This is a genomic window from Bradyrhizobium sp. SRL28 (assembly GCF_018596315.1).
In the GTDB taxonomy this organism is placed as follows: domain Bacteria; phylum Pseudomonadota; class Alphaproteobacteria; order Rhizobiales; family Xanthobacteraceae; genus Bradyrhizobium.
Genome location: NZ_JAHEAG010000029.1, coordinates 1 through 13,992, shown reverse-complemented (window position 1 = coordinate 13,992; position 13,992 = coordinate 1). Strand labels below are relative to the sequence as shown.

9 protein-coding genes are annotated in these 13,992 nt (G+C 63.1%); 4 read left to right on the top strand and 5 right to left on the bottom strand.

Annotated features, from left to right (window positions below):
- Positions 1-230: 230 nt before the first annotated feature.
- Positions 231-1,241: an AraC family transcriptional regulator gene (locus KIP88_RS34250; protein ID WP_214492579.1), complete on the bottom strand. Its 1,011-nt coding sequence runs from the start codon at positions 1,239-1,241 to the stop codon at positions 231-233.
- A 169-nt stretch (positions 1,242-1,410) separates the two neighbouring features.
- Here KIP88_RS34250 and KIP88_RS34245 point away from each other — a divergent pair, with 169 nt between their 5' ends.
- Together KIP88_RS34245 and KIP88_RS34240 are read left to right on the top strand one after the other, a co-directional pair.
- The gene (locus KIP88_RS34245) at positions 1,411-2,643 is read left to right on the top strand and encodes an NAD(P)/FAD-dependent oxidoreductase (protein ID WP_214492578.1); all 1,233 of its coding nucleotides are present in this window, start codon (positions 1,411-1,413) and stop codon (positions 2,641-2,643) included.
- 225 nt (positions 2,644-2,868) lie between these two features.
- Positions 2,869-3,924 carry a class I SAM-dependent methyltransferase gene (locus KIP88_RS34240; protein WP_214492662.1) on the top strand — a complete coding sequence of 352 codons (1,056 nt, stop codon included), beginning with the start codon at positions 2,869-2,871 and terminating at the stop codon, positions 3,922-3,924.
- A 39-nt stretch (positions 3,925-3,963) separates the two neighbouring features.
- On the opposite strand, the gene KIP88_RS34235 is transcribed toward KIP88_RS34240, so the two are convergent.
- Genes KIP88_RS34235 through KIP88_RS34225 form a run of 3 tightly spaced genes read right to left on the bottom strand, consistent with a single transcriptional unit; the run spans position 3,964 to position 9,798 of the window.
- Positions 3,964-7,524: an error-prone DNA polymerase gene (locus KIP88_RS34235; RefSeq protein WP_214492577.1), complete on the bottom strand. Its 3,561-nt coding sequence runs from the start codon at positions 7,522-7,524 to the stop codon at positions 3,964-3,966.
- On the bottom strand, positions 7,521-9,113 hold the full coding sequence (locus KIP88_RS34230) for a DNA polymerase Y family protein (RefSeq protein ID WP_214492575.1): 1,593 nt from the start codon (positions 9,111-9,113) through the stop codon (positions 7,521-7,523). The genes KIP88_RS34235 and KIP88_RS34230 overlap by 4 nt, the downstream gene beginning before the upstream one ends.
- Complete coding sequence (locus KIP88_RS34225; RefSeq protein WP_214492573.1) at positions 9,004-9,798, bottom strand: ImuA family protein; 795 nt, start codon at positions 9,796-9,798, stop codon at positions 9,004-9,006. Before KIP88_RS34225 ends, KIP88_RS34230 begins: the two co-directional genes overlap by 110 nt.
- A 163-nt stretch (positions 9,799-9,961) precedes the next feature.
- Between KIP88_RS34225 and KIP88_RS34220 the strand changes: the two genes are divergently transcribed.
- Positions 9,962-11,200, top strand: coding sequence for a putative DNA modification/repair radical SAM protein (locus tag KIP88_RS34220; protein ID WP_214492572.1), 1,239 nt, complete (start codon positions 9,962-9,964; stop codon positions 11,198-11,200).
- A gap of 104 nt (positions 11,201-11,304) precedes the next feature.
- On the top strand, positions 11,305-12,741 hold the full coding sequence (locus KIP88_RS34215) for a UdgX family uracil-DNA binding protein (protein ID WP_214492570.1): 1,437 nt from the start codon (positions 11,305-11,307) through the stop codon (positions 12,739-12,741).
- Between the two features lie 410 nt (positions 12,742-13,151).
- Here KIP88_RS34215 and KIP88_RS34210 read toward each other — a convergent pair whose 3' ends face one another.
- Positions 13,152-13,622 carry a VOC family protein gene (locus KIP88_RS34210; protein ID WP_214492564.1) on the bottom strand — a complete coding sequence of 157 codons (471 nt, stop codon included), beginning with the start codon at positions 13,620-13,622 and terminating at the stop codon, positions 13,152-13,154.
- Positions 13,623-13,992 lie beyond the last annotated feature (370 nt).

Sequence of the window (13,992 nt, the reverse complement as noted above, 5' to 3'; positions counted from 1 at the left end):
ATCTGCCACCGCCGATGCAGCATCCAGCAGCAGCGAACACACCCCCTTTATGGAGGCAAGGCTATACGAGAGTCTGGCTGCACATTGCGCCGAAAAGCAAAGGCTCGCGGCAGCATTTGCCAGAAGTGGAGCCGGAAAGACGCAACGGGGATTGATTTACTGGTAGATCGGAACCAGCGGGTCGGGATCGTGGGAAAACCCATGCTCCACGGGATACCTTTTGATTTCTCTCACGCCGTGCCCGAGGGAATACGAGTTGGTCCGTTACCTCCAATCAGGTCCGCTCGGGCGCACGATCTCCTGAATTGTCCTGGCGGAATACCGAACTCGCGCTTGAACGCCCGATTGAACGCCGCCTCCGAGTCATACCCGACCTCGGAGGCCACCTGTATCACGGCCTCCCGCGTGGTTTGCAGCATTCTCGCGGCAAGCTGCAATCGCCAGCGCGCCAGATAGGTCAGTGGCGGCTCGCCGAGAAACCGGGAGAACCTCTCGGCAAGGACCGAGCGAGACACGCCGGCCTCGGCGGCAAGTTCTTCCACGGTCCAATGATGACAGGGTTTTCGGTGCAGCAGCGCCAGTGCGCCGCCGACGACCGGATCCCGCGCACCTGCAAGCCAGCCGGTCTGTTCCGGCGGCAACGCCTCCATATAGCGGCGGATGGTTTCGATGAAGAGCGCTTCCGCCATTTTGGACAGCAGGACCGCCTGTCCCGGCCGCGCGGATCCAGCCTCCGAGACAAGGTGGCGAACCGAGCTCTCCAGCCATTCGCCGGCCGGGTCACCCCGCAGGTTGATCTTGATCATCAGCGGCAGGCCGGCAAGGAAGAGCCGATCGGCATGACGTTCGCAGCCGAAATAGCCGCAGACGAACCTTGTCACCTCGCCTCCGCCGCCCAATCGCATCGTGGTCAGATGGCCGACCAGGAACTCGCCGATCGAAGCGCCGCTGTCGAGGTAGGTCGATGGCGAGCCGTTCGAAACGGTATGGGCATCGCCGTGGGGGATGATCAGGATATCGCCCGCAGCGACGGCGATGTCGTCTTCGCCCGGGAAGCGCACGACCGCCTTCCCGTCCGTGACCAGATGATAGCTGACCAGGCGCTCGGTTCCGGGAGCAAGGACGTGGGCGACGTTTTGCAGGTGAGGCACCTGGAACCCCCAGGGCGCTGTGCACTCTGCGTGGTAGAAGATGGCGCCTGTCATGTGCACCGACGCGAGAGCTTCCGATAGGGCATCCATTGCCTTGGCTCCCGAACGTGGACCCTACGGGCTGCAAAGAACCACGGAGTTTCGGCAAAGTTGGGGCTTCGGTTTCCCGCTAGATTCGAGCCACGAGTTCCGGCCGCTGCGGCCAGTCAGCTCGCTGGCGCCATGAACCGGCACGGAAGAATTTTGCTGGGAGATTTCGATGGACAAGGCATTCGACGTGATCGTCGTGGGCGCGCGCTGCGCCGGTTCGCCGACCGCAATGTTGCTGGCGCGCAAGGGGTACCGGGTGCTGGCGGTCGACCGCGCTTCATTTCCGAGCGACACCGTGTCGACGCATCTCGTGCATCCCCGCGCGGTGAATGCGCTGTCGCGATGGGGGCTGCTCGACCGCCTGGTGGCGACCGGATGCCCGCCGATCCATACCTACGCCTTCGACTTCGGCGCGTTCACCATTGCCGGCGCCCCCGGCACGGACAAGGATCCCGTCGCCTATTGCCCGCGGCGGACCATCCTCGACAAACTGCTCGTCGATGCCGCGGCCGAAGCCGGCGCGGAAATCCGTCAGGGTTTCGTCGTCGAGGAAATCATCGTCGAAGGAGAGCGCGTCGTCGGCATCAAGGGCCGATCGAAGCACGGCGGCACTGTTACGGAATATGCCGAAATAATCGTAGGTGCCGACGGCCGGCACTCCATGCTGAGCGAGGCGGTGCATCCTGAGCACTACCGCGAGAAGGCGCCACTATGCGCGGGTTACTACAGCTATTGGAGAGGACTGCCCACCGACGGCCGCTTTGAGGTTTATATCCGTGACAGGCGCGCGTTTGCGGCAATGCCGACCCATGACGACCTGACGCTCGTCATCGCCGGATGGCCTTACGCGGAGTTTGCGGAAAACAAGCGGGATATCGAGGGCAATTACCTGAAAGCCATCGAGCAGGCGCCGGACTTTGCCAAGCGGTTGCGGAGCGCGACGCGCGAAGCACCGTTCGCTGGAGCTGCGGTCCCGAACTATTTTCGCAAGCCTTACGGCCCCGGCTGGGCGCTCGTCGGCGACGCCGGCTATAATAGGGACTTCATAACGGCGCAGGGAATTCTCGACGCCTTCCGCGACGCCGAACTCTGCACTGGAGCAATCGACCAATCCTTGTCGGGCGCGCGGCCGTTCGAGGAAGCCATGGGTGAATACCAGCGCATCCGTGACGCGGACGTTGACGCGATGTTCGATTTCACCTGCGACCTCGCAACGCTCGAACCGCCGCCACCCGAGCTGCAGCGGATCCTTGGCGCGGTTCACGGCAACCAGGCAGCCATGGACGGCTTTGCGCGCTTGAACGCTGGGACGATATCGCCGACGGAGTTTTTTGCGCCTGAGAACGTCGAAGCGATCTTTGCCGCTGCAGCCACGGGAACTCAAAGGGCGAGTGCATCGTAACGCGCACCGTCGGCTTTCCGCTGTCGGTTCTGCCCTATTAAGATACTCGTTTTTCTGCCAAGATGCTGCCTGTAAACTCTTGGGGACGGACGTTCGACAACGCGAGTTTTTTTGCGCCCCTCGGCGGCACAGCGTTGGCATCCCCGCTCGATTTCGAGCCCAATTGACAAGAATGCCGACTCCAATTTCGACGGTCGCATTGCGATGACGTTGAGGGAGGACATCATGATTGACGAAAGGAAACTTCAGCAATTCCTCGGAAAGATGATAGTCGATCTCGGCGCTGCGGCGAGCGTGCCGTTGATGCGCATCGGTGTACGTCTTGGTCTCTACAAGGCAATGGACGGTGCCGGCCCGATGACCAGCGCAGAGCTAGCCGCGAAGGCAAACATCTCCGAACGCTATGCCCGCGAATGGCTCGCGCAAAGCGCGGCATCTGGCTATCTGACTTACGACTCGGCCAGCCGACGATTCGAGTTGCCTCCGGAACAAGCGATGGTATTCGCGAATGAAGAAAGTGCGTTCTTCACGGGTGGTGGATTTGACGCTGTCGCGGCGCTGTATCAGACCCAACCGTTAGTCGAACAGGCCTTCAAGTCCGGCGACGGGATCGATTGGGGAGATCATGCGGGGTGCCTTTTCTGCGCCATCGGCGCGATGCTGCGACCGCGTTATTCCGCGAATATTGTCCAAAACTGGTTGCCGGCTCTAAATGGCGTAGTAGCCAAACTGGAACGAGGCGCTGAGGTCGCTGATATCGGCTGCGGCACGGGCTATTCGACGTTCATCATGGCGAAGGCATTCCCAAACTCAACCTTTGTCGGTTACGACTTCCACGAGCCATCGATTGATCACGCCACGGCCTATGCGCGCCAGAGCGGCGGTGCCGGTAACATTCGATTCGAGGTGGCCAAGGCAAAGGATTTTTCCGCCAAGGATCTCGACCTGGTGACATGCTTCGACGTACTGCACGATCTCGGCGATCCCGTGGGGGCCGCAGCCCACATCTGCCGCTCGCTTAAGCCCGACGGGACCTGGATGCTGATGGAGCCGCTTGCGGGCGACGCGACGGAAGACAATCTCGGGCCGTTCGGACGCGTCGCCTATGCGTTTTCGACCATGGCGTGCGTACCGGTGTCCCTGTCGCAGGAGGTGGGTATGGCGCTCGGCGCCCAGGCCGGACAGGCGAAACTGACCGAAGTAATCAAGGCAGGCGGTTTCAGTCAGGTCCGTCGCGCCGCGGAAACGCCACTCAATATGGTTCTCGAAGTGCGGCACTGAGTCTGTTGAACGATCGCTGTCACCACGCCCTGGCTCGGCTCAGTGAAAATCCCGTGACGGCGGCAGGATGCGGACGTCGCGCGGGTGGCGGATTTTTTGCGCAGGGTTTTCCGGGTGATCGCGGCGGTCGTCGTTGAGCGGTTCGATCAGCGCGGGGCCTGCCGGTACAGGATGCTTGCGGCTCGGCGCGTCGTTGGCGAGGCCGATCAGGTCGTGGGAGCGGTCGAACATCCGCTGCGCCACCAGATGCGTGACGTGTTCCGGGCTGCTCTGGATATAGCCTTCCACCAGGATGAGGCGGGCGCCCATCACTTCCTTCCGGTACTGCTCCATCACCTTTGGCCACACCACGATATTGGCGATGCCGGTCTCGTCCTCGAGCGTCATGAAGACGACGCCCTTGGCGCTGCCCGGGCGCTGCCGCACCAGCACCACGCCGGCGCAGCTGATACGGCGCTTGTCGTTCTTGTGGTTGACGTCCTGGCAGGCGACGACGCGCTCTTTGGTGAACCGCTCGCGCAAAAATTCCATCGGGTGGCCCTTCAGCGACAGCCGCACCGTCTGGTAATCGGCGACCACCTGTTCCGGCAGCGGCATCTCAGGCAGCGGCTTGGCGTTCTCGTCGGGCTGCTCGCGAGCGACGGCGGCCTTGAACAACGGCAGCGGCACATCGTCGGGCAGCCGCCGCACCGCCCAGAGCGCGGCGCGGCGGTCGAGCCCGATGGAGCGGAAGGCATCGGCATCGGCGAGCAGGATCAGCGCGCGTTTCGGTAAGCCCGTGTCGCGGGCGAATTCCTCCAGCGAGGTGAAGGGACGGCGTTTGCGGGCGGCGACGATGCGGTCGGCCCAATCTGAGGTCACCTCCCCCGCTTGCGGGGGTCGAGACGAGCGAAGCTCGCTCTTAGGCCGTATCGCATCGCAAGATGCGATACGGGTGGGGGAAACTCTCTCCACACGGGCAGTGTGACTCGCGGAGACCCCCCCACCCCGACCCTCCCCCACAAGCGGGAGAGGGAGCACAGTCCCCGCGCGGCTAGTTGCATCTGTGCGTCGGAATGACGCCTGAAGTTGTTTCAACCGCTCCTCGTCCGCATCAACCCAGCTAAACCCATCGATCTGGCGGAAGCCGAGCCGCACTGCGCAGTATTTCCCATCCCCCTGCTCCAGCGTGTTCTGCGCAAAGCTGTAGGAGACATCGATCTCGCGCACCTCGACGCCGTTGGTGCGGGCGTCGCCGACGATCTGGGCGGGCGCGTAAAACCCCATCGGCTGCGAATTGAGCAGGCCACAGCAGAAGGCGTCCGGGTGATAATGCTTCAGCCATGAAGAGATATAGACGAGCTGGGCGAAGCTGGCGGCGTGGCTTTCCGGAAAACCGTAGGAGCCAAAACCCTTGATCTGCTCGAAGCAGTTTCTGGCAAACTCCGGCGCATAACCGCGCGCGATCATGTTGCCGATCATCTTGTCTTCGAACTTGCCGATGGTGCCGACATTGCGAAACGTCGCCATCGCGCGGCGCAAGCCGTTGGCTTCCTCAGGCGAGAATTTTGCGGCCTCGATCGCGATCCGCATCGCCTGTTCCTGGAACAGCGGCACGCCGAGCGTCTTGTGCAGCACCTTGTACAGTTCGTCGGGAGATCCGTGTTCGGGCGACGGCGACGGATAGTTTTCCTTCTCGACGCCGTTCCGCCGCCGCAAGTACGGATGCACCATATCGCCCTGGATCGGACCGGGCCGCACGATCGCGACCTCAATGACGAGATCGTAGAAGGTCCGCGGCTTCAAGCGCGGCAGCATGTTCATCTGCGCGCGGCTTTCGACCTGGAATACGCCGAGCGATTCACCGCGGCACAGCATGTCGTAAACCTTCTGGTCGTCCTGCTCGACGGTGGCGAGCTCCCAGCGCGCGCCCTTGTGGTCGGCGATGAGATCAAAGCATTTGCGGATGCAGGTCAGCATGCCCAGCGCCAGCACGTCGACCTTCATCATGCTCAACGCGTCAACATCGTCCTTGTCCCATTCGATGAAGGTGCGGTCGTCCATCGCCGCATTGCCGATCGGCACATAGGTGTCGAGCCGGTCCTGCGTCAGCACATAGCCGCCGACATGCTGCGACAAATGGCGCGGGAATTCGATCAGCTCGGTGGCGAGTTCGACCGCGAGCTCGACCATCGCATTCTGGGGGTCCAGCCCGGCCTGCCGGATCTGCATCTCATTGAGGCCCTTGCCCCAGCTTCCCCACACCGTATCGGCGAGCGCCGCAGTGACGTCCTCCGTCAGCCCCAGCGCCTTGCCGACATCGCGGATCGCGCTGCGCGGACGATAGTGAATGACGGTGGCGATGATCGCGGCGCGATGGCGGCCGTAGCGGCGATAGACATACTGCATCACCTCCTCGCGTCGCGAATGTTCGAAATCGACGTCGATATCGGGCGGCTCCAGCCGCTCCTTGGAAATGAAGCGCTCGAACAAGAGATCGACCTTGGTCGGATCGACCGAGGTGATGCCGAGCACGTAGCAGACGGCGGAGTTGGCCGCCGAGCCCCGTCCCTGGCACAGGATGTTCTGGCTGCGGGCGTAATGGACGATGTCGTGCACGGTCAGGAAATAATGCGCGTATTTCAGCTCGGCGATCAGCGCGAGTTCTTTGCGCAAGGTGGCGCGCAAGGTATCGCTGATTTCGCCGCCGAAATATTTGTCGACACCAGCCCAGGTGAGATCTTCGAGGTGCTGCTGCGCGGTCTTGCCCGGCGGCACCGGCTCGTCCGGATACTGATACTTGAGCTGGTCGAGCGAAAACGAAATGCGGTTGGCAAAGCGCATGGTTTCCGCGATGGCCTCGGGCAAATCGCGAAACAGCCGCGCCATTTCGCGGGGCGGCTTCAGGTATCGCTCGGCATTGGCTTCGAGCCGCCGGCCGATGGCGTCGATGGTGGTCTTCTCTCTGATACAGGTGAGCACGTCCTGCAGCGGGCGGCGGGCGGGATGGTGGTACAGCACCTCGTTGGTCGCGAGCAGCGGCACTTTTGCCGCGAGCGCCAGATGATGCAGCCGGGCCAGCCGGCGTTTGTCGTCGCCGCGATAGAGCAGGCTTGCGGCAAGCCAGACGCCATCGGCGCGGCTGTTCTTCAGTCGCGCTAGAATTGTTTGGGCGCTCGCCGCGTCGAACCGGTGCGGCAGCGCCAGTACCAGAAGCTGGCCTTCGGCAAATTCCAGGAGATCGCCAAGCTTCAGATGGCATTCGCCCTTCTCGATCCGCGTGATGTCGTCGCCGCGCTTGCCGCGGGTGAGCAACTGGCAGAGCCGGCCATAGGCGGCGCGGTCGCGAGGGTAGACGAGAATATCAGGCGTGCCATCGATGAAGACGAGCCGCGCGCCGATCAGGAGTTTTGGCTTGTGCTTGACCTCGGGATTATCGAGCTCCTTGTACGCGCGCACCACGCCGGCCAGCGTGTTGTGGTCGGCGATTCCGATCGCGGGAATGCCGAGTTCGCTTGCCTGATGCACATAGGCGCGCGGATCGGAGCCGCCGCGCAGGAAGGAGAAATTGGTGGTGATGCCGATTTCGGCATAACCGGGAATGTTCACGGGGCCATTCATGCGAATAGTCCGTGCACGAACCATCTGACGGATGCGGGTTCGCCTTCTTCGGCGGCCAGTTCGCTTTCATAGAGCCCATCGCGAAAGATCCAGAAACGAAGTCCCGCTTCGTCCTCGATGCGGAAATAGTCCCGCGTCGGGCCATCGCCGTTCTGCTTCCACCATTCCATGGCGATGCGTTCGGGCCCTTCCACCCGCACCACCGCATGCGTCACGCGGCGCCAGGTGAATTGATGCGGCGGCCCGTCGGGCACGCTCGCAAACGGTACCTTGATCGGCTCCGGTCTGTCGAACAGCCGCAACGGCCGCAGCGGCGGCTCGCTCTCGATACGCTCCGGCCATGCGGCCTGCGTGGCCGCCGCCAGATGGTGCTGCGCTGCTACGGCCAGCACGGCGCGTTCAGGAATGTGAGTATCCTGCGGCAGGTGTACGACGACACGCTTGCCCCCGATGCGCGCGGCGATGCGGTCGATCAGCGCTGCCAGTTCGTCATTGTCATGGACATTGGCGTCGAGATCGCGCTGCTGCTGCACCACGATTTCGGTGCGGCTGGCGGACAGCCTGATGAGATCGAAACCGAAGCCGGGATCGAGGGGATCGTTGAGCGCATCGAGCCGCTCGCGAAACAGGCGGTCCATCACCTCTGGCTTCGTCACCGGACGCCCGGTATCGACCGAGATCGTGCGCACCGCGCCGTCGGTGCGGAAAAAACTCGCGTCCAGCCGCCGCGCGCCCTTGCCCTGCTTGTCCATCGCCGTGACCAGCATGGCGGCGAGCGCGGACAGATTCATCGCGATCACGGTGTCGGTGGCGACCGGTTCGGGAAAGCGCTTTTCGACGATGTAATCCGGCAGCGGTTTGCGCGGGCTGATCGGCGCATCACCCTGCCCCAGCGCCTGCTCCAAGAGCGTCGTGAAGCCGGCGCCGAACCGCGCCGTGATTTCGTGGCGTCCGCGGGAAGCGACGTCGCCGATGGTTTTCAGGCCGGCGCGGCGCAGGCCGCCGGTGATGGCGTCACCGGCGCCGAGCGCAGACACCGGCAGCGGAGCGACGGCCGCGGCCTCCTCGCCATCGGCAATGATCTTTCCGGAAGCCTGGCGCGTCAGCGTCCGGGCGCAGATCGCGGTGCTCGCGATCGCGGCGCTGACGGCAAAGCCGCGCCGGCTCAATGCACCGCTCACGATCTGCAGCAGCGCGCGCTCGCCGCCGAACAGATGGGCGCAGCCGGTGATGTCGAGATAGAGCCCATGCGGCGGATCGAGCGCCACCAGTGGGGTGAAGCGGTCGCACCAGTCGGCGATGTCGTCGAGCGTCTTGCGGTCGGCGACCTCGTCGGCGTCGAACACCGTCAGCTCGGGGCAGATGGCGCGGGCATTGGCGAGCGGCAGGCCGATCGAGAGGCCGGCGCGCACGGCAAGGTCATCGAGCGCGTAGATCAGGATGGCGTTGTGCTGCTTGGCGACGACGACGCTGGGTGTTTTATCCAGCGCGTCGCCGTTCTGTGAAAGCTTGCGCTTGATGCGGTCGATGGGCAGGCGTGGCAGCCACAGGCTGAGGATACGCCGCCGGTTCGCTGAATAGGCACTCATCACATTTCCATTCCATGATCCAGCGGCCGACCGGGCCATGACGGTTACGAACGAGCTGCGCGTCGAACACGGGCGCGCCCCAGGCGTGCCAGGAAGCCGAAGGTGGCGAATGCGCCGCGCGCACGATCCATCGGGTCTCTGCGGTCGAGGGCCGCGGCTCCGCCGCCATCCGCAGCAGCAATGCGGTGACGCCGGAGGCTGCCGCGGCCAGTGTGAGCTTGCGGCTGGCGACGAGATCGAGCTGGCGTGCCTGCCCCCAGACTTCCAGCACGACGGCGCCGAGCGCATCGCAGGCCAGCGCATCGGCGGCGGTGCGCAACGCGGCGTCGGTGTCCGGGGCGCGCACGGTCACGAGCAGCCGCGGATCGAGACCCAGCTCGCACAGCCCGCTCATCGACAGCGCGCCGGATTCAATTTCCGAAAAATCCTGCCGCACCCAGACCAGAGGCCGGCGCGGCGATACCCTTCCCGCCAGTCCTGCAATGAAGCCGGTTGCCGCCGCGCTCTGATGGCCCTCGGCGAACACTTCATGCACCGCTGCGACCGCAAGGCCGCCGCACAGCGTCTCATCCGCTGCCGCATGGCCGAGCGCGACCTTGTTGAGGTCATGCGCATCGCCATGCGTCTCGATCCGCTCGATGCGTCCTCGCAAACTTGCAAGCGTGCTTGTGTGTGCGGTGCTCATGCCCCGCTCCTTCAGAAAATTTGGCCTTTACCGCTTTTTCCTAGTGAACCCGCGGCTGGCTCATTTGTTCATGATATGTTCTAATATAAAGCTAACCGGCCCGGCAGAGTCAATCGGGATCGACGCTTTGGCGATTCATGAATGGAATCAAAGGGATTCAACGATGGACGTGCAACGTAAGCTGGAAATCCTGGCGGATGCGGCGAAATACGACGCTTCCTGCGCGTCCTCAGGGACAGAGAAGCGGGATTCCAGCGATGGCAAGGGCCTCGGCTCGACCGCGCCGGGCATGGGCATCTGCCATTCCTACGCGCCGGACGGACGCTGCATCTCGCTGTTGAAGGTGCTGCTCACCAACGCCTGCAATTACGATTGCTTATATTGCGTCAACCGCACTTCTTCGAACGTGCCGCGGGCGCGTTTCACGGTCGACGAGGTGGTGAAACTGACGATCGACTTCTATCGTCGCAACTACATCGAGGGATTGTTTCTCTCCTCCGGCATCATCCGCAGCGCCGACTACACCATGGAGCAGGTCGTGAGCGTCGCGCGAAAACTGCGCGAGGAGCATCACTTCCGCGGCTACATTCATCTGAAAACCATCCCCGAGGCTGACGATGCGCTGATCGCGGAAGCCGGCAAATATGCCGACCGTCTTTCCATCAACATCGAAATGCCGCTGGAAAAGAGCCTCGCCAAATTCGCACCTGAAAAGGACGTGCGCGCGATCCGCCGCACCATGGGCCGGCTGCGTTTGAAGCTCGATGAGGCGCAGGAGAACAACCGGACCGCCACGCAAGCAAAGCCGCCGCGCTTCGCGCCTGCCGGCCAGAGCACGCAGATGATCATCGGCGCGGATGCCGCCAGCGACAAAACCATCCTCGACACCAGCGCCAATCTCTACGGTTCCTACCGGCTCAAGCGGGTCTATTATTCGGCCTTCAGCCCGATCCCCGACGCCAGCCGCGCGCTGCCGCTTGTCTCCCCACCGCTCATTCGCGAGCACCGGCTCTATCAGGCCGACTGGCTGATGCGGTTTTACGGCTTTGGCGCACACGAAATCGTCGAGGAGACCAAAGGCATGCTGCCGCTCGACATCGATCCAAAGCTGGCCTGGGCGCTGCGGCATCGTGAGCGCTTTCCGCTCGATGTCGCAACCGCCAGCCGCGAGGATCTGTTGCGGGTGCCGGGGTTCGGCACCAAGGCGGTGGATCGCATCATCGCCACGCGCCGCCTGACCTCGATCCGCCTGGCTGACCTGGGGCGGCTGCACGTCCCGCAGAAGAAGGCGCTGCCGTTCATCGTGCTCAGCGATCACCGCCCCTCGCCGCATTTGCTCGATGGCGCGGGATTGGCAGAGCGGTTCAAGCCGACGGCGGCGCAGTTGGGATTTGGATTCTAAACCCACAGCGTCATTGCGAGGCGCGAAGCGACGAAGCAATCCATACCTCAGCAAGCGGAGAAATGGATTGCTTCGCTTCGCTCGCAATGACGAGGAGGAGAGACATGCACCACATCATCCTCGATGACGAAACCGATTTCGACGGCTGGCGCAAAGCAGCCCGCGCGCTGGCGTTGAGCGATGTAAAACCCTCCGACGTGACCTGGCGCATCGCGGGCGATGCGCCCGAACTGTTCGAGCCGGCCGCCCCGCCGCTCGAGCCGCCACCCGGCACCTTCAACGTACCGGCCAGATTCGTTGAGCTGGCAGAGATGGCGATCCTGCACCGCAACCCCGAGCGGTTTGCCCTGCTCTATCGCCTGCTGTGGCGGCTGCGGCAAAATCACGATCTGCTCGACATCGCGACCGATCCCGACGTGGCCGAGGTCGCCGCGATGGCCAAGGCGGTGCGCCGCGACGAGCACAAGATGCACGCCTTTGTCCGCTTCCGCGAAGTCGGCCGCGAGCACACATCGCACTTCGTCGCCTGGTTCGAGCCGGAGCATCACATCGTTGAACTGGCCGCGCCGTTCTTCGCACGCCGTTTCGCCGACATGCCCTGGTCGATCCTGACCCCGGACGTCTGTGCGCATTGGGACGGTCATGCCGTCTCGATCACGCCGGGCGTGGCCAAGAGCGAAGCTCCGACCGCGGACCGGCTGGAGGAAACCTGGCGGCGCTATTACGCCAGCATTTTCAATCCGGCGCGGCTGAAGGTGAAGGCGATGCAGGCCGAAATGCCGAAGAAGTACTGGCGGAACCTGCCGGAGGCTTCATTGATTAAACCGCTGATCGAAGGTGCAGAACGTTCAACCAGCGCCATGATCGAAAATGGCGCGACCGAACCACACAAGGCGCAGAAACGGCCGGAGCCGCCCATGGTCCGCAGAAAAGGTCAGGACGATATTGAGACGCTGCGTGAGGAAGCCGCCGATTGCCGCGCCTGTCCTCTCTACAAGAATGCCACCCAGACCGTGTTCGGCGAAGGCCCGCAAACCGCGCGGATCATGCTGGTCGGCGAACAGCCCGGCGACAAGGAAGACCTCGCCGGCAAGCCGTTCGTCGGGCCCGCGGGGCAAATGCTCGACCGCGCGCTGGAAGAGGCCGGGATCGACCGCAGCACGGTCTACGTCACCAATGCGGTCAAGCACTTCAAGTTCGTGCCGCGCGGAAAAATCCGCCTGCACCAGAAGCCGAACACGCCGGAAATCAAGGCCTGCCGGCAATGGTACGAAAGGGAACTGGCCGCGATCAAACCCGACCTGGTGGTGGCCATGGGTGCCACCGCGGCGCAAAGCGTGTTCGGGAAGATCACGCCGATCAACAAGAACCGCGGCCACCCGATCGATCTCGACGACGGCACCAGGGCGCTGGTGACGGTGCACCCGTCCTATCTGTTGCGATTGCCCGATGCCGATGCCAAGGCACAGGAATACCGGCGCTTCGTTCAAGACCTCAAAATCGCCGCCGACATGCTGCGAAAATCGGCACATGCGGCCTAAATCCTGCCAACCCGGCAGCCGCAATATCTGGTGAAATATCACGGGAAAAATTGACAATCCCATCTGCAACCATTAATTGATTGAACACACAATCGCATTCTCAAGGGAATGTGGGACGTTTGGTCACGCCATGACGCTCCCATACGGTCGACGCGCTGCGCGGTACCCCTTCAGCCCCGGCGCCGTGCAGCGCGCGACCACTCTTCCTCTCGCCCCTTGTGGCGTTGCGTCGCGCCCGGCGTTCCATCCGCCCAGCCCAAACAAATCCGTGCCGCGGCAAATAACGATGCGTTCTAGAGTCCCGTTCCGATGGAATCGGGACTCTAGATTTTTGATTTGACGCGTTTTCTTGACGCGAACCGGTCTCCACCCCGGGTCAAGTTCGGGGCAGGCTTTCGCTGGAAAGCGCTCTAACCCCTCGCCGCGGCCTCCAGTTCTGCAATATCGAACTTGACCATCTTCAGCATGGCCTCTGCGACGCGCCTGGCCTTGTCGCGGTCGGGATCATTCATCAATTCACCGAGCCGTCTGGGCGCGATCTGCCAGGAGAGGCCCCAGCGATCCCGCAGCCAGCCGCATTGCTCGATTCTGCCGCCCTCCTTCAAAGCATCCCACAGGCGGTCGATCTCGACCTGCGTGTCGCATTCGACCATGATCGAAAAGCTGTGGTTGAACGGGTCGAGGGGGCCAGCCTCGATCGCCATGTAGCGCTGGTCGCCCAGGCTGAAGGCTGCGATCTTGACGCTGCCCGCAGGACCGCTCGGGCTCTCGGCAGGCAGGGACGAAACCCATTCGACCGATGAGCCGCGGATGAGCGAGGTGTAGAAACCGATCGCGGCCTCCATGTCCTTCTCGAACCAGAGATGCTGTGTGACCTTCATCCGCGCAGCCTTCCTCTATCTGATATTCGGCCGCACGCGCGCAGCCGCTCCCGTCCCAAGGACGGATGGAGGGGGCCGGCGCCCGACAGCGCGATTAAATTTTTGTAGCGGACGATCAACCCCTGAACCGACAAACCGGTTCAAGCGGCATCACTCAGCCCACGGATAGCGGACGCCGGAACCAAACTCCGGCCTTCTGCTTTCCGCTAGGTGCCTGGCCGATGATACGGCAGGACATCGACGTTCACACATCACGCGAACCCCAACAGCTCTGCAGCTGGAGCCCACCATGACCAAAAGGCCGCCGAATGGCACGATCCACGACCGCATTCAGGCGGAAATGCTGGATAGTTTCGACGAGGAACTGGAA

What these genes read in the sequence shown, in the direction of transcription:
- KIP88_RS34225 (WP_214492573.1), bottom strand. Translation starts at nt 9,798, where the DNA reads ATGAGCACCGCACACACAAGCACGCTTGCAAGTTTGCGAGGACGCATC.
- KIP88_RS34215 (WP_214492570.1), top strand. Translation starts at nt 11,305, where the DNA reads ATGCACCACATCATCCTCGATGACGAAACCGATTTCGACGGCTGGCGC.
- KIP88_RS34240 (WP_214492662.1), top strand. Translation starts at nt 2,869, where the DNA reads ATGATTGACGAAAGGAAACTTCAGCAATTCCTCGGAAAGATGATAGTC.
- KIP88_RS34220 (WP_214492572.1), top strand. Translation starts at nt 9,962, where the DNA reads ATGGACGTGCAACGTAAGCTGGAAATCCTGGCGGATGCGGCGAAATAC.
- KIP88_RS34210 (WP_214492564.1), bottom strand. Translation starts at nt 13,622, where the DNA reads ATGAAGGTCACACAGCATCTCTGGTTCGAGAAGGACATGGAGGCCGCG.
- KIP88_RS34245 (WP_214492578.1), top strand. Translation starts at nt 1,411, where the DNA reads ATGGACAAGGCATTCGACGTGATCGTCGTGGGCGCGCGCTGCGCCGGT.
- KIP88_RS34235 (WP_214492577.1), bottom strand. Translation starts at nt 7,524, where the DNA reads ATGAATGGCCCCGTGAACATTCCCGGTTATGCCGAAATCGGCATCACC.
- KIP88_RS34250 (WP_214492579.1), bottom strand. Translation starts at nt 1,241, where the DNA reads ATGGATGCCCTATCGGAAGCTCTCGCGTCGGTGCACATGACAGGCGCC.
- KIP88_RS34230 (WP_214492575.1), bottom strand. Translation starts at nt 9,113, where the DNA reads ATGAGTGCCTATTCAGCGAACCGGCGGCGTATCCTCAGCCTGTGGCTG.